The organism is Pseudoalteromonas sp. BSi20311 (genome assembly GCF_000239875.1).
GTDB lineage: Bacteria > Pseudomonadota > Gammaproteobacteria > Enterobacterales > Alteromonadaceae > Pseudoalteromonas.
Window position 1 is genome coordinate 1 of the sequence record NZ_BADU01000061.1, and the last position, 14,935, is coordinate 14,935.

At 40.9% G+C, this 14,935-nt stretch carries 16 protein-coding genes and 1 pseudogene; 4 read left to right on the forward strand and 13 right to left on the reverse strand.

What is annotated here, in order from left to right:
* The 12 genes and pseudogenes from P20311_RS06380 to P20311_RS06435 form a co-directional block, all read right to left on the reverse strand.
* Positions 1-324 (reverse strand): IS3 family transposase (locus tag P20311_RS06380; protein ID WP_036984931.1); only part of this gene is annotated, 324 nt, incomplete at its 3' end.
* A gap of 62 nt (positions 325-386) precedes the next feature.
* The gene (locus P20311_RS18615; RefSeq protein ID WP_083830216.1) at positions 387-698 is read right to left on the reverse strand and encodes a transposase; all 312 of its coding nucleotides are present in this window, start codon (positions 696-698) and stop codon (positions 387-389) included.
* A gap of 404 nt (positions 699-1,102) precedes the next feature.
* The gene (locus tag P20311_RS06390; protein ID WP_008110860.1) at positions 1,103-1,540 is read right to left on the reverse strand and encodes a ClpXP protease specificity-enhancing factor; all 438 of its coding nucleotides are present in this window, start codon (positions 1,538-1,540) and stop codon (positions 1,103-1,105) included.
* The gene (gene sspA / locus P20311_RS06395) at positions 1,540-2,166 is read right to left on the reverse strand and encodes a stringent starvation protein SspA (RefSeq protein ID WP_008110861.1); all 627 of its coding nucleotides are present in this window, start codon (positions 2,164-2,166) and stop codon (positions 1,540-1,542) included. The genes P20311_RS06390 and sspA overlap by 1 nt, the downstream gene beginning before the upstream one ends.
* 79 nt (positions 2,167-2,245) lie before the next feature.
* Complete coding sequence (locus P20311_RS06400) at positions 2,246-2,989, reverse strand: cytochrome c1 (RefSeq protein ID WP_008110862.1); 744 nt, start codon at positions 2,987-2,989, stop codon at positions 2,246-2,248.
* Positions 2,986-4,251, reverse strand: coding sequence for a cytochrome b N-terminal domain-containing protein (locus tag P20311_RS06405; protein ID WP_008110864.1), 1,266 nt, complete (start codon positions 4,249-4,251; stop codon positions 2,986-2,988). The genes P20311_RS06400 and P20311_RS06405 overlap by 4 nt, the downstream gene beginning before the upstream one ends.
* Positions 4,251-4,841: a ubiquinol-cytochrome c reductase iron-sulfur subunit gene (gene petA, locus P20311_RS06410; RefSeq protein ID WP_008110867.1), complete on the reverse strand. Its 591-nt coding sequence runs from the start codon at positions 4,839-4,841 to the stop codon at positions 4,251-4,253. Before petA ends, P20311_RS06405 begins: the two co-directional genes overlap by 1 nt.
* A gap of 507 nt (positions 4,842-5,348) precedes the next feature.
* A pseudogene (locus P20311_RS19520) lies at positions 5,349-5,698 on the reverse strand (four helix bundle protein).
* A gap of 171 nt (positions 5,699-5,869) precedes the next feature.
* A complete protein-coding gene (rpsI, locus tag P20311_RS06420; protein WP_024600778.1) occupies positions 5,870-6,262 on the reverse strand; it encodes a 30S ribosomal protein S9 in 393 nt (130 codons plus the stop codon).
* Between the two features lie 8 nt (positions 6,263-6,270).
* Entirely contained in the window at positions 6,271-6,699 is a 429-nt protein-coding gene (rplM, locus tag P20311_RS06425) for a 50S ribosomal protein L13 (RefSeq protein WP_008110876.1), read from the reverse strand.
* Positions 6,700-7,007: 308 nt separating this feature from the next.
* Positions 7,008-7,817 carry a bifunctional DNA-formamidopyrimidine glycosylase/DNA-(apurinic or apyrimidinic site) lyase gene (gene mutM, locus P20311_RS06430; protein WP_008110879.1) on the reverse strand — a complete coding sequence of 270 codons (810 nt, stop codon included), beginning with the start codon at positions 7,815-7,817 and terminating at the stop codon, positions 7,008-7,010.
* Positions 7,818-7,830: 13 nt separating this feature from the next.
* The gene (locus P20311_RS06435) at positions 7,831-8,331 is read right to left on the reverse strand and encodes a hypothetical protein (protein WP_008110881.1); all 501 of its coding nucleotides are present in this window, start codon (positions 8,329-8,331) and stop codon (positions 7,831-7,833) included.
* 117 nt (positions 8,332-8,448) lie between these two features.
* Between P20311_RS06435 and P20311_RS06440 the strand changes: the two genes are divergently transcribed.
* Entirely contained in the window at positions 8,449-9,372 is a 924-nt protein-coding gene (locus tag P20311_RS06440; protein ID WP_008110883.1) for a manganese-dependent inorganic pyrophosphatase, read from the forward strand.
* 223 nt (positions 9,373-9,595) lie between these two features.
* On the opposite strand, the gene P20311_RS06445 is transcribed toward P20311_RS06440, so the two are convergent.
* Positions 9,596-10,762 (reverse strand): nucleotide sugar dehydrogenase, encoded by a 1,167-nt coding sequence (locus P20311_RS06445; RefSeq protein ID WP_008110885.1) that lies wholly within the window; start codon positions 10,760-10,762, stop codon positions 9,596-9,598.
* Positions 10,763-11,423: 661 nt separating this feature from the next.
* Here P20311_RS06445 and P20311_RS06450 point away from each other — a divergent pair.
* The 3 genes from P20311_RS06450 to P20311_RS06460 all read left to right on the forward strand — a co-directional run bounded on the left by P20311_RS06450 (position 11,424) and on the right by P20311_RS06460 (position 14,653).
* Positions 11,424-12,806, forward strand: a complete 1,383-nt coding sequence (locus tag P20311_RS06450; protein WP_008110887.1) for an MBL fold metallo-hydrolase RNA specificity domain-containing protein — start codon at positions 11,424-11,426, stop codon at positions 12,804-12,806.
* Positions 12,807-13,077: 271 nt separating this feature from the next.
* Positions 13,078-13,416, forward strand: coding sequence for a helix-turn-helix transcriptional regulator (locus tag P20311_RS06455; protein ID WP_008110891.1), 339 nt, complete (start codon positions 13,078-13,080; stop codon positions 13,414-13,416).
* Positions 13,406-14,653: a type II toxin-antitoxin system HipA family toxin gene (locus P20311_RS06460; RefSeq protein WP_083830218.1), complete on the forward strand. Its 1,248-nt coding sequence runs from the start codon at positions 13,406-13,408 to the stop codon at positions 14,651-14,653. The genes P20311_RS06455 and P20311_RS06460 overlap by 11 nt, the downstream gene beginning before the upstream one ends.
* The last annotated feature ends 282 nt before the right edge of the window (positions 14,654-14,935 follow it).

The following is a 14,935-nucleotide window of genomic DNA, read 5'->3' on the forward strand; positions in this document are numbered from 1 at the left end:
TACCGTATTGAGTTCATCAACACTAAACTCACGACCCAATAAGTTTTCTGCAGTGATATGCCCCTGCTTTTTTCCGCTACGGGTATATCGGCGTTTACCCGCGGCTGAGCGGTAACCCATACTCTGCAGTAATCGCTGCACACGGCCTTTACTACAGTCATACCCATTGTCTATAGCGGCTTTCCACAACTTTCTGTAGCCCGGAATACAGTGCTCATCACTACTTACTTTTTTCAAAAACTCAAGCAATGAGTCGTTTTCTGACGCACGTTGACTTAATGAGTGCTTTAGCCATTTATAATATCCTGCTTTTGATACTGACAACCATGTGCATAATTTTTTAATCGTTTTCTTAGTTGTCACAGCTTGGTGAATATACTCAAACCTTATTCTTTTCGGCTGTCCAAGTAGGCCTTCGCCTTTTTTAACACATCGTTCTCCAACTGCGCATCTTCCAATTGTTTTTCAAGCTTGCGCACTTGGCGCTCCAAATCTTTATATGACTTATCAGGGCCTTGGTTTTGAATTGGGTTAGATGTACTTTTTGACGTCATTTGTCGTCTCCATTTAGATAATAAGACAGGGTTAATGCCCAGCCGATGAGCTATTACATTAACAGTATCTGGAGAGTCTAACGATTGTTCAACTGCCTTTGTTTTAAATTCAATTGAATGACTACGCCTAGTTTTGATTTTCATAACACTTATTCCTTAAATAAGTGTCCACTTTTATAGGGTCGTATCAGGGATTAGGGATTAGGTTTTAGGTTTTAGGTTTTAGGCCCGTAACTCGTCGCTCGTGAACTTAAACCGATCCTGCGCTGCATAAAGCCCCGCTTTAAAAATCATTTTGAACCACAGAGTACACCGAGGCGCTTCGCGCTACACAGAGAAGACAAAGCAAATAAAACATGTTTTTAATCATTTTCTCTGTGTGCTCTGCACCCTCTGTGGTAAATAGAATCACTAAAGACGCGGAATAAGTCCGCTGCTACACCAGTCAATCTTAACCCGTTTCTCGCAGCCCGTCGCCCGTGAACTTTCACATTTATACAGACATAAAAAAACCGCCTATTAAGCGGTTTTTATCTAACATTTACGGGTTATTTTATAACGCGTAAATGTGAGCCTTTTTTCTTTTCAGGCTTGGGAGCTGGCGTTTCATCAACTATCTCTGGTGATGAATCAACACTTTCAAGCTCTGGAGCAAAATCGTCTTCGTCCTCTAAAAACTCATCTGCAGTAAAGACTGTGCCTTCGCCATTTTCACGTGCATATATTGCAAGTACAGCCCCTAAAGGCACGTACACTTGCATTGGCTGGCCGCCAAAGCGCGCGTTAAAGCTAAGCTGAGTATTATCTAACGAAAACTGCGTAACCGCCGAAGGGCTTATGTTCAATACAATTTGACCATCTTGGACAAACTGTGTTGGCACTTGCACTGCAGGAAAGTCAGCATTAACCACTAAGTGTGGCGTGCATTCGTTATCAACAATCCAATCAAAAAAAGCGCGTAGTAAATAAGGACGGTTAGAAGTCATTATAAACGGATCTCACGCTCTGCTTCAGTTAAAGAAGCTTGAAATGATTCACGTTCAAATAGACGAATCATATACTCTTTAAGTTCTTTAGAGCCTGCACCATTTAGCTCAATACCAAACTCTGGTAAGCGCCATAACAGTGGAGCTAAGTAACAATCAACTAAGCTAAACTCTTCACTCATAAAGTAAGGCGCTTCACTAAAGATTGGTGCTATTGCAAGTAATGCTTCTGTCAGCTCTTTACGAGCTTGCGCCGCATCAGAGGTGTTGTTAATGATTTTTTCAGCTAGGCTGTACCAATCAGTATCAATACGGTGCATCATTAAACGACTACGACCACGCATGACCGGGTATACAGGCATTAGTGGAGGATGAGGAAAACGTTCATCAAGGTATTCCATGATGATGTTTGCCTGATATAAACCAAGCTCACGGTCAATCAGTGTTGGCACTGTGCCGTAAGGGTTAATTTCGTGAAGTGCTTCTGGCAGATTATCCTTTTCAGCCATATGAATATCTACACTTACACCTTTTTCAGCAAGTACAATGCGTACTTGGTGGCTATACATACAGTTAGCACCAGAAAAAAGGGTCATTACAGGGCGCTTATTGGCAGCTACGGCCATGCCTACCTCCATTAAATAACTAAAACAGCAATAGGGGCTTAAGCCCCTATTGCAAAATTACCTTTAAATATGTTCAAACTTAATGAACATCTCTCCAGTATTCTTTCTTCAGCATAAATGCCAAGATAAATAGAATCACTAAGAATCCAAGTACCTTAATACCTAGCGCTTCCGATTCGAGACGTGTAGGTTCACCTACATACTCTAGGAAATTCGTTAAATCACGAACTGCTTGGTCATATTCATCTACACTTAATTCGCCCGTACCATCTGTTTCTGTACCAGTAATATGAGTGGTTGTTTTACCATTTACTGTTACTTCTTCAGTAATTGCAGTAGGAACACCTTGCAACTCTTGAAGAACATGTGGCATACCCACCGATGGGAATAACGTATTATTTACGCCAAACGGACGAGATTCATCTTTGTAAAACGATTTTAAATAGGTATAAATCCAATCACTGCCACGCACACGCGCAACATTTGTTAGATCCGGCGGAGCCGCACCAAACCATTTTGCAGCATCTTCTTTCTTCATTGCATTATTGATATGACTACCTACTTTTGAACCATCAAAAATAAGTTGCTCTTGACCAATCTCTGTTGGAATACCAATATCGCGGAAAGTACGTTCATAACGTTGATACTGCATTTGGTGACAACCAAGACAGTAGTTCATGAACAACTTTGCGCCACGTTGCAAAGAAGGTTGATCAGATATATCGTTACCCGCTTCCATTAGAGGAACTGACGGGCCTGCCGCCATTGCTGGTAATACGTTTACTGATAAAGCGAATAAACCAATAAGTAGCTTTTTCATCATTTCGTTAACCTCTCAGGCAATGGCTTAGTTTTTTCATTCTTACTGTAAACAAATAACAGTACGAAGAACATAAAGTAAGTCACAGTACAGATTTGCGAAACAAGCGTTTTAAAGTCAGTTTGAGGTGTAGCACCAACCCAACCTAAAAGAACGAAAGTAACTACAAAGCCTGCAATGTTCCATTTGTGGAAACCACAACGGTAACGAACCGAACGAACCGAACCACGGTCAATCCAAGGCAATAATGCTAGCACGACAATAGATGCACCCATTGCTGCAACACCCATTAGCTTATCTGGAATCGCACGTAAGATTGCATAAAACGGCGTAAAGTACCAAACAGGGAAAATATGCGCTGGTGTTTTAAGTGGGTTTGCCGGTTCAAAGTTTGGCGCTTCTAGGAAGAAACCACCCATTGCAGGCATAAAGAACACCACCCAACAGAACAAGATTAAGAAGCCAACCACACCCACAATATCTTTTACTGTGTAATAAGGGTGGAACGGTATCGCATCAATAATGTCTTTTTTATCTGTGTAGTATTCATGGAACTTAAATTTAGGCTTGTCTTCTTCAGCCACGGTTCCTTTTTTACGTTTGTTATCAATACCGTCAGGGTTGTTAGAACCCACTTCGTGCAATGCAACAATGTGTAAAAATACTAAGATAACAATAACCAGTGGTAATGCTATTACGTGTAATGCAAAGAAGCGGTTAAGCGTTGCACCCGAAATAACGTAGTCACCACGAATCCACAGTGTTAAATCATCACCAATTACCGGAATAGCGCCGAACAGTGAAATGATTACCTGTGCACCCCAGAACGACATTTGACCCCATGGTAATAAGTACCCCATGAACGCTTCAGCCATTAGGGCTAGGAAAATAAACATACCGAATAACCACAGTAATTCACGTGGTTTTTGGTAAGAACCGTAGATCATGCCACGGAACATATGCATGTAAACAACGATGAAGAACGCAGATGCACCCGTTGAATGCAAATAACGTAATAACCAACCGTACTCTACATCACGCATGATGTATTCTACTGATGCAAACGCACCTTCAGCAGATGGTACATAGTTCATCGTTAACCAAATACCGGTAAGGATTTGGTTAACTAGTACTAACATAGCGAGTGAGCCAAAGAAGTACCAGAAGTTAAAGTTTTTTGGTGCTGGATACTGTGCAATGTGCATGTTCCAAACACGTGTCATTGGGATACGGTCGTCTATCCACTCAACAATTTTTCCAAACATTAGGCCACCCCTTGTTCTTCGCCCACTAAAATAGTGGTCTCATCAAGAAAAGTATAAGGTGGAACTTCTAAATTTAATGGTGCAGGTACCGATTGAAATACACGGCCGGCCATATCAAACTTAGAACCGTGACATGGACAGTAAAAACCGTCATCAGTCCCTTCCACTTTCTCACCAAAGCCACCTTGTAAAAAGCTAGGTGAACAACCCAAATGCGTACAAATACCTACAGCGACAAAAATCTCTGGGCGTAATGAACGGAAATCATTGGTTGATGATTCTAATTGTTGTGGCTCTTGCGATTGCGGATCACGAAGTTGACCTTCATGTTCTTTCATCTGCTCAAGCATTTTTGGGGTCCGTGATACAACCCATACAGGTTTACCACGCCACTCGACACGTATTAATTGTCCTGGCTCAAGTTTGCTGATATCTACTTCTACAGGCGCACCCGCAGATTTAGCTCGCTCACTTGGATTCCAAGACGCAATAAAAGGAACAGCAGCCCCAGCCGCACCAACACCACCAACAACAGAGGTAGCTATGGTTAAAAAGCGACGTCGGCCATTGTCTACAGGCGCATTGCTCATCCACTTATCTCCACTATGATTCTCAACACTTGCTATATTGAGAACATCAGTTACAGCAGGTTAATTTTTCGAATTTTAAAAGAGAAACGATCATAATTAAAACCCTTGTTTAAAACAAGGTTATTCACAGCCTCCTGCTCGAATAAACCTGACTTGCTCAAATAGTTGATTAAGTAAGCTCGAGTATGAAACCAAATGACTATAGTATCGCTTCCGTAAAAACAATTTGTAAACAAGTACAATCTCACCAACTAAGTACAGTAACAACTGAATTTGGCGACATTAAACTCATTCACTTTATTTGCCCGCCAATTGTAGCAAAAAAATTCACCAATTAACTGATGGATTTAAACTAATTGCGATAATTATTTAACTTTTTTTGCGTTAGTCGGTCATTTTTAAGCTTTCGTTCAATAAATACGCATGCTTTGCCGATTGTGATCAAGCTAATGTCGACATTAGTCGTAAGAGGTTCGGGGTTCGGGGTTCGGGGTTCGGGGTTCGGGGTTATCGTGCATTTTTAATCATATAGATTAATTTACCAAGCATTTTCCCAATGCTTTCACATTCATTTAAAGCGTATTCTGTTTGCTCACAATTAATATGACCTAATTCAAAAGCAATCATTAGCTGAGTTTTTAATTCACCGACAGACCCTTTAGCTACAGAAAGAAAGCTCTTTCTTTATCAGAGTAACGCTCATAACCCTCTGCAATATTGCTAGGGACTGAAACTGCGCTTCGACACATTTGATCTTTTAAGCCAAAATCCCTCAAAGCAGCAAAGGTTTGGTATACAAACAAACTTAATGAGAAAGACTTTTTCCATACATCTAAACTTTCATACCTCACAACCACTCCTTAGCCTTAATCCCGCTTTCATCATAAACTATAGTAAACATATAATTTAACGCACGGAACTTAATCTCTTTCGCAGCTCGGTTCTCGTAGCCCGTTACTCGAAACTCATTATCTAAAAACAAAAAACCCAGCATAAGCTGGGTTTTTGAATTCTTGATAACGTAAAAATTAACGTTTTGAGAACTGTGGACGCTTACGCGCTTTCTTAAGACCCACTTTCTTACGTTCAACTTTACGTGCATCACGTGTAACGAAACCTGCTTTACGAAGTTGTGGACGTAGTGACTCGTCAAACTCCATAAGTGCACGAGTGATACCGTGACGGATAGCACCAGCTTGACCAGTAGTACCACCACCGGCAACGGTGATGTGAAGGTCAAATTTTTCAGTCATGTCTACAAGCTCAAGAGCTTGACGAACAACCATGCGTGCTGTTTCGCGACCAAAGTACTCTTCTAAAGAGCGCTTGTTGATTACGATGTTACCAGTGCCTGGGCGTAAGAATACGCGAGCACTTGAACTTTTACGACGACCTGTACCGTAGTATTGATTTGCCATGATAGTGCTCCTTAAATGTCTAGAACCTGAGGCTGTTGTGCAGCATGGTTATGCTCAGTACCCGCGTAAACTTTAAGTTTGCGGAACATAGCGCGGCCTAAAGGACCACGTGGCAACATGCCTTTAACAGCTTTTTCGATGATCATTTCAGGCTTTGCAGCTTGAAGTTTATCAAAAGTAGTAGACTTAAGACCACCTGGGAAACCAGAGTGAGCGTAGTACACTTTATCTTTGAATTTGTTACCAGTAACAGTAACTTTCTCAGCGTTGATAACGATGATGTAATCACCAGTATCTACGTGTGGTGTGTACTCAGCTTTGTGCTTACCGCGTAGGCGATGAGCGATTTCAGTAGCGATGCGACCTAAAGTTTTATCTTCAGCGTCAACTACGTACCAGTCACGTTTTACTGTTTCTGGTTTAGCAACAAACGTTTTCATTTATAAAAATCCAATGTTTTTCAATTAAAACCACAGGTAGTTATTATTAACTACCGCTCTAAGTATGCTACAACCCCTTCGAGTTTTAGACTTTTTCGCCGCTCACAAGTGGCTAAACTATATGAGGACATAGAACGCAACGTGGCAGACGCGGGAGTATACCAGCACTTAAACTACATTGCTACCGGCCGGTTGTTTTTTCCGCAAGAAAAGTTTGGGGTCGAGTGTCGGGCTACGGGGGGCGAGGTACGAGCTTCGAGGCCCGTTACCCGCAGCCCGTCGTCCGAGAACTTTACTCTTTACCTTTATTATTTCTGACACACCTCACAAAAAACGGTGCTGCGTTGGCCTAAACGAATTTCTGTTAGTGCTGTGTCGCAATTTACACAAGGCTGGCCTTTTCGGCCATACACTAATAGCTGTTGCGCAAAGTAGCCTGGCTTACCGTCACTTTGGGCAAAGTCTTTCAACGTTGTGCCGCCTTGAGTAATTGCTGCGGCTAGGGTGTCTTTTATAATTGGGATTAACGCTTGGTAGCGTTTTAGGCTTACTTTACCGGCTTCTTTTCGCGGATCGATACCTGCTTTAAATAATGATTCGTTAGCGTAAATATTACCAACCCCTACCACCACGGCGTTATTCATAATAAATTGCTTAACGGGCACTTTTTTATTACGAGATTGCTCATAAACACGTTTAGCAAAAAAGTCATCGGTGAGTGGCTCGGGGCCTAATTTAGCAAGTAACTTATGCTCTTCATTGGGCGCTTGCCATAAACAGCAACCAAAGCGACGCGGATCGTTTAAACGCAGCGCCTTATTATTCGCTAAAATAAACTCCACATGGTCGTGCTTTTTAAGTGGTTCATTGGCGTTTACAACCCGCAAGTTCCCCGACATACCTAAATGCAATATAGCCGAGCCTAACTCGCACTTTAACAATAAGTATTTAGCACGGCGCTCAATACTACTAACCACCAGCCCTTCAAGTTGATACACCTCATCTGGCACAGGCCAGCGCATACTAGCATTATGAATATTTACCTTAGTCACAACTTGGTTTAGCACATGGGGGGTAATGCCCATACGGCTAACTTCTACTTCTGGTAATTCAGGCATTAATAATACTCACTTATGAAAAGGTAAAACTTGGAAATAATTGTTTTGCAGTGGTTAAATCTAGCAACAATAATCGCTGACTGGTTTTATCGAATAAATAATACTGACCATGCGCCTCAAATAATAAGTACACCCAAGGTAGGGGCTCACCGGCGAGTTCAAACGTGGCTACCGATAGTGGCTTATTCATATCAAGCGCATCAGGTGTAATGGTGGTCATCAGCGCGGTATTTTGCCATAAATAAACTAGCTCACTAAGTTGCTGCTCTGAACCTTGCCAGCTAAGCGGTATATTTTTTTGCAAAGCAGTAGTACGCCAACTAGTGCCAATACGCTCAATTTTTTGGTCGATAAATTTAAGTGTTAATACAAAACTTTGAGGAGGAAGTAATGGCTGTAGTTGCGCCTGTGTTTCATCATTCCCTATGTTTTTATGCAGCCCATTTAAAAAGAAGATCATAATCAACATCGAAAAAATAATAACATTGTTCCAACCTTTTCGGCCGAGTTGCATGCGGGTCTTCCAATTAATAATATCGATTTAAAGTGTAACCAAAACTTAATTACACTGTCTATATGTTAAAACCCAAAGACTTTGCTAGAATATCGGCAAATTTTAAGGAGTTTAGTCATGTCAATGTATGTAGTGGGCCATAAAATCCCAGATTCAGATTCAATATGTGGTGCAATTGCACTGGCTTATTTAAAAAACCAAATTGATGAGCCAGCAATCCCAACTCGCCTGGGTGAAGTGTCACCTGAAACACAATTTATTTTAGATAGATTCGGCTTTGAAGCACCTGAGCTAAAACTTAGCTACGCTGGCGAAGACGTTTATATTGTAGACCACACAGAAAAAACCCAAGCACCTGACGATATTGATCAGGCTCGCGTAGTGGGCGTGGTTGATCATCACAAGCTAGGTGATTTAACCTCATCAACACCGCTTGAGTGTTGGATCCGCCCTGTTGGTTGTTCTAACACCATTATTAAAATGATGTATGACTTCTACAACGTTGAGATCCCTAAAGACATTGCCGGTATTATGCTTTGCGCTATTTTAAGTGACACGGTTATTTTTAAGTCACCAACCTGTACTACAGCCGATATTAAATGTGTTGAAGCGCTTGCAGAAATTGCAGGCATTGAAGACTTCAAAGAACTAGGCATGGACATGTTCCGCGTTAAATCAGCCGTTGAAGATACGCCAGTACGTGACTTAGTAATGCGTGACTTTAAAGACTTTAACATGAACGGTAACCTTGTTGGTATTGGTCAGTTAGAAGTTATTGACCTTGCAGTATTTGACGATATTAAACCCGACCTTGAAGCCGACATCGCGAAGCTTAAAGAAGAAGGCGGTCGTCATTCAGTATTTTTACTACTAACCGACATTATGAAAGAAGGCTCACAAATGCTAATTGCATCAGACGATGCTAGCCTAGTTGAGCAAGCTTATGGTGAAAAACCAGAAGACGGTAAAGTATGGTTAGACGGCGTATTAAGCCGTAAAAAGCAAGTAGTACCCCCACTACAAGACGCTTTTAAGGGCTAGGTTCGAGGTTCGAGGTTCGAGGTTCGAGGTTCGAGGTTCGAGGTTCGAGGTTCGAGGTTCGAGGTTCGAGGTTCGAGAAATTTAAAAACCTTGCGGTTAATATCGCAAGGTTTTTTTATGCCTGTAGCAGCGGGTTCACCCCGCGTCAGTATTTGGTTTTAGGGTTTAGGTTTAGTTGCCTAACTCGTCGCTCGTAACCAGCACTTAAGCCTTTAACGATATTTTAATCACTACCAAATAAATCGCGTGTATATACTTTATCTGTTATGTCACTCAGCTCATCAACCATTCGATTAGACACAACAATATCTGAAAGTTGTTTAAACTCATTTAAATCACGGATTACTCGTGAATTAAAAAATACATCATCTTTCAATTCAGGCTCATAAACAATCATTTCAATGTTGTAGCCCATAATGCGTTTCATAATCCCTTGAATGGCTGACGCCCTAAAATTATCAGAGTTGGTTTTCATAACCAACCTGTAAATACCCACCACTTTTGGATTACGTTTAACAATTGAGTCTGCAATAAAATCTTTGCGGGTAGTATTGGCATCAACAATCGCACTTATCATATTATTTGGCACATCTTTGTAATTAGCCAATAGCTGCTTAGTGTCTTTTGGTAAGCAATAACCACCATAACCAAATGAGGGATTATTGTAATGTTCGCCAATTCGAGGGTCGAGTCCCACCCCCTTTATGATCTGCTTACTATTTAAATTATGTGATTCAGCATAGGTGTCTACCTCATTAAAATAAGCAACACGCATCGCTAAGTAAGTATTAGAGAAAAGCTTTATCGCTTCAGCTTCAGTTGAGTCAGTAAAAAGAACCTCTATATTCTCTTTTATAGCGCCCTGCTTTAACAAATTTGCAAATGCAGTAGCGCGTTCGCTTTGCTCCCCGACAATAATTCGTGATGGGTATAAATTATCGTACAAAGCTTTACCTTCACGTAAAAATTCTGGTGAAAATAACACATTATCAATACCAAACTGCTCTTTTATTCGCTGAGTAAAGCGCACAGGCACCGTTGATTTAACTACTATCACCGCATCGGAGTTATACATGAGTGCATCTTTTATAACTGCCTCAACAGAGCTAGTGTTAAAGTTATTCGTATGAGTATCGTAATCGGTAGGTGTAGCAATAATAATGAAATCAGCATCTGTATACGCTTGATTTTTATTTATTGTAGCAGTGAAATTTAAATCATTTCGCTGTAAATATTCACTAATGTAATCATCAACAATGGGGGACTGCTTATTATTTAATAACGCAATTTTTTCTTCGTCTATATCCAATGCAATGACTTCATTATGTTGTGCTAACAACATTGCATTAGATAAACCAACATAACCCGTGCCCACCACTGTTATCTTCATAAGTAGCCTTAAAATAAAAAGTAATGCTATGAATAACAAAAGTATAGTTAAAGCTAAGTTATTGGCAAATAAGGAGCTCTTTTGTTTATAATTTTGTTCCTTACTTTGCACCTCTAAATCATCATGCGCTCTTCGCAACTTAGTATATAACCCATTTAAATTATGCATGAACTGAGAGAGAAGTGAGCGAAAATGAGCCCCTTGCTTCACAACTAAATTTTAAATCGCACCCCTAGCTCGTACTCTTTAACATTCCACTCTTAACCAAACACCTGTAAGGCATAAAACCCCGCCTACAAAACATTTCTACCACAGAGAACACCGAGGCACTTCGAGCTACACAGAGAAGACAAGGCAAATAAAACATGTCTTTAATCACTTCCTCTGTGCACTCTGTGACCTCTGTGGTAAAAAATCACTAAAAGATGCGGGATGAACCCAGAGCAAAAGCTAAACGGCATATTTGAAAAGCAACTCTAGGATCTAGGTTTTTACTAGCACCTCGCGCAATTTCGCTATGGTAAGCCGCTAAAAATCCAAACTATTAATTGCCTGCTATATTTACCTATAAAATAAAGGCGTTAGGCTCTAAGTGCTAGACTCGAGCTTCGAGCCGTAGCCCCTGGCCCGCAAGCCCGCAGCCAAAACATAAGGACATAAAATGCAAATACTTCACCATGGAGCAGTAAATGGCGTAACAGGCTCATGCCACCAGCTGATAATAAACGATCAAAGCTCTTTTCTAATTGACTGCGGGCTATTTCAAGGTGAAGATTCTGTTGATGATCTTAATATTGAATTTAATATAGATACAGTCCGCGCGCTGATTGTCACCCATTGTCACATCGATCATGTTGGCCGAATCCCCTACTTATTAATGGCTGGCTTTAAAGGACCCATATTTACCTCTGTCGCATCAGCAAGCTTATTGCCGTTAGTCATTGAAGATGCATTAAAAGTGGGCGTTACGCGAGACCAAAAAATAATAGACACCTGCTTAAGATTACTTAAACAGCAAATTATTGAAGTTGATTTTAAAACCTGGTTCGATCTTCCTTGCAAAGGTGAACACACAGCGAAAGCCCGATTACAACGAGCAGGGCACATTTTAGGCTCCGCCTATGTTGAAATAGACATAGGCACACCTCCCCACAAAGCTAATAATAATCATAGAGTGGTTTTTTCTGGTGATTTAGGCGCGCCCTATACGCCTTTACTACCCGCACCTAAAGCGCCCTATAAAGCCGATACCTTAGTGATAGAGTCGACCTATGGAGATAAAAATCACCAAGGTCGTAAACAACGTACGCAAACCTTAAAAAACGTGATTGAACGCGCTGTTGCCGACAACGGCGTAGTACTTGTGCCTGCCTTTAGTATTGGCCGCACGCAAGAACTGTTATACGAGCTTGAACAGCTAATTCATGCTTCTGCTAAAAACTCACCTTGGCGCACAATACAAGTAATACTCGACTCCCCCATGGCAGCTAACTTTACTCAGCAATACCGAAAATTTAAATATTTATGGGATGAAGAAGCAAAACAAAAAGTAGCCAAAGGCCGCCATCCTCTCGACTTTGAAAACCTCACTACAATAAATACCCATAGCGAGCACTTAGCGTTAATAAATTACCTCGCCACACGCCAAACACCTGCAATTATCCTAGCTGCAAGCGGTATGTGCACCGGCGGAAGAATAGTTAACTACCTAGAGCGATTTTTAACAGATGAAACCACCGACGTACTATTTGTAGGTTACCAAGGGCGCGGAACATTAGGTCGAGACATACAAGCCTACGGACCAAAAAATGGCTACGTGTTGATAAATAATACTAGGGTGAATATTAACGCCAAAATACACACTATAAGCGGTTATAGTGCTCATGCAGATCAGGCAGGTCTCATTAAATTTGTAACCGGTATGCGCAAAAAGCCCCGCCATATAAAAATAGTCCACGGCGATGATGACGCTAAAAATGCACTCGCTACAAAGTATAGGGAAGTACTGGGGAACGAGGTGAAGGTAGAAATTGGGAAGGGATAGGTTTTAGGTTCGGGGTTCGGGGTTCGGGGTTCGGGGTTCGAGAAATTTAAAAACCTTGCGGTTAATATCGCAAGGTTTTTAAATATCTGTAGCAGCGGGTTCACCCCGCGTCGTTATTAGGTTTTAGGCCCGTCACCCGTCACCCGTCGCTCGTCGCCCGTAACTCGCAACCCGAGTACAGTATAAAATAGCAACACTTAAGTTGCTAAAAACAACAATAGCAACTAATATGTTTCTATAAATTTAAAAAGCAACTTATTAGTTTCCTTAAATGAACCTTCTACAGCAAATAAAAAACCGTCGTCTTGCTCTAAAAATAAAACAAAATGAAATGCCCATGCGCATTGGTATTTCTAGGCAACAATACCAGCGACTTGAAGCAAAAGGCAATCCCAGATTAGATACGCTAACATTAGTAGCTCAAGGGCTTAATAGTGAAATAATGTTAATACCGAAAGAAAAAATGAGTGTGGTATTAGCAGCCCTCAAAAACAGTGATGGCAACATACCAACCGAACACCAAAAGCCTAATCAAAGCCTACAAAAAATAACTGTATCTGAAGATCCATGGAAAGGATTACTAGAGGATGAGGATGAACATGGAAATTAATGTTTTAAAGTTAACACTGCATGGCCATGTAGTAGGCTTTCTTGCTGGGGGTAAAAATGGCTTAAACATATTCCACTTCGATGAAAGCTTTCGTTTAAATAAAACGAGGCCAACATTTAGCTTAACTACACATCCAAACTTCCCACGAGCTGAAAAAATGATGTCAGAACCTTGGGTAACAAACCAACGCGTTCACCCCATACTATCAAACCTACTACCAGAAGGTTCATTACGCGAACTAATAGCTCAAGGCCTTAAAACTCATGTAGATAATGAGTTTCACATCCTTTCGTACCTCGGAATGGACTTACCAGGTGCTTTAGTTGCTGAACCAATGAAGCCTGAGGATGTTCCAATTAGCCTATTTAATAGTCATGGCCAAGTAACTGCGGTGAATTTTGACAAGTTAAATCAAGAGAATAAATTTTCTTTGGCTGGTGTCCAAATGAAATTTTCTATGAAAGAAAAAGACGGCCGATATAATTTAGCACGTGATAATGTGTTAGGTGATTGGATCATAAAAACCCCCTCAACTAAACATAAAGATGTGCCTACTAATGAGTTTACATCCATGACTTTAGCGTCAATGGTAGGTGTGGATATTCCGGATATAAAACTAGTTAATATTGAACAATTAGATAATTTACCTCAAATTAATTTACCTGATGAAAAACTAGCGTTTGCAATAAAGCGATTCGATAGGCAAAACAATCAACGAATTCACATGGAAGATTTTGCACAAGTACTCGTTAAGTACCCACACGATAAATACAATTCAGGAAACTATGAGCAAATAGCAAGGATCTTATATCAGTTTTCAGAGGATGGGCTCGCTGATGTGCAACAGCTAGCAAGACGTTTACTTGCTAATATTCTGCTAGCTAATGGTGACGCTCACCTAAAAAATTGGAGTTTATTATATTCAGACCAAACAACGCCAAGGCTATCACCTGCTTATGATATAGTTACAACCAGTGTTTACATTGCAAATGAGCAACATTTTGCACTCAACCTCGCGAAAACAAAAGCATGGTACGATATCTCTTATAAACATTTTGAATACTGGTCTAAAAAAGCAGACACTCCTTGGCGAGCTATAAAACCTCATTTAGATGATGTAATTAATAAAGCGCGTACACAATGGCCAGATGCGATTAAGAATTTACCAATGAGTAAAGCACATAAACAACAACTTAAAACTCATTGGCAACGCCTTCATGAAGATTTTAGGTTCTAGGGATTAGGTTCGAGGTTCGAGGTATTTAAAAACCTTGCGGCTATTTTTATGCATGTAGCAGCGGGTTCACCCCGCGTCGATTTTAGGTTCGAGGTTCGGTGTTTAGCTCTAGGCTCGTAACCCGTTGTTGCTCAGTGCCCGCTCCCCGTTGCCCACCGCTCGTCGCCCGCAACCCGCTGCCCTTTAAATCCTGTACAAGCAAGTATATTCACGTATCATTTTAAGGCCAATAAATAAAAGGATACCTCTTGTTTAATCTCCCCCCCACGACAATTGCACTTA

What these genes read in the sequence shown, in the direction of transcription:
- P20311_RS18615 (WP_083830216.1), bottom strand. Translation starts at nt 698, where the DNA reads ATGAAAATCAAAACTAGGCGTAGTCATTCAATTGAATTTAAAACAAAG.
- petA (WP_008110867.1), bottom strand. Translation starts at nt 4,841, where the DNA reads ATGAGCAATGCGCCTGTAGACAATGGCCGACGTCGCTTTTTAACCATA.
- P20311_RS06435 (WP_008110881.1), bottom strand. Translation starts at nt 8,331, where the DNA reads ATGCAACTCGGCCGAAAAGGTTGGAACAATGTTATTATTTTTTCGATG.
- P20311_RS06460 (WP_083830218.1), top strand. Translation starts at nt 13,406, where the DNA reads ATGGAAATTAATGTTTTAAAGTTAACACTGCATGGCCATGTAGTAGGC.
- rplM (WP_008110876.1), bottom strand. Translation starts at nt 6,699, where the DNA reads ATGAAAACGTTTGTTGCTAAACCAGAAACAGTAAAACGTGACTGGTAC.
- P20311_RS06455 (WP_008110891.1), top strand. Translation starts at nt 13,078, where the DNA reads ATGAACCTTCTACAGCAAATAAAAAACCGTCGTCTTGCTCTAAAAATA.
- P20311_RS06400 (WP_008110862.1), bottom strand. Translation starts at nt 2,989, where the DNA reads ATGATGAAAAAGCTACTTATTGGTTTATTCGCTTTATCAGTAAACGTA.
- P20311_RS06405 (WP_008110864.1), bottom strand. Translation starts at nt 4,251, where the DNA reads ATGTTTGGAAAAATTGTTGAGTGGATAGACGACCGTATCCCAATGACA.
- P20311_RS06445 (WP_008110885.1), bottom strand. Translation starts at nt 10,762, where the DNA reads ATGAAGATAACAGTGGTGGGCACGGGTTATGTTGGTTTATCTAATGCA.
- P20311_RS06450 (WP_008110887.1), top strand. Translation starts at nt 11,424, where the DNA reads ATGCAAATACTTCACCATGGAGCAGTAAATGGCGTAACAGGCTCATGC.
- mutM (WP_008110879.1), bottom strand. Translation starts at nt 7,817, where the DNA reads ATGCCTGAATTACCAGAAGTAGAAGTTAGCCGTATGGGCATTACCCCC.
- P20311_RS06390 (WP_008110860.1), bottom strand. Translation starts at nt 1,540, where the DNA reads ATGACTTCTAACCGTCCTTATTTACTACGCGCTTTTTTTGATTGGATT.
- sspA (WP_008110861.1), bottom strand. Translation starts at nt 2,166, where the DNA reads ATGGCCGTAGCTGCCAATAAGCGCCCTGTAATGACCCTTTTTTCTGGT.
- P20311_RS06440 (WP_008110883.1), top strand. Translation starts at nt 8,449, where the DNA reads ATGTCAATGTATGTAGTGGGCCATAAAATCCCAGATTCAGATTCAATA.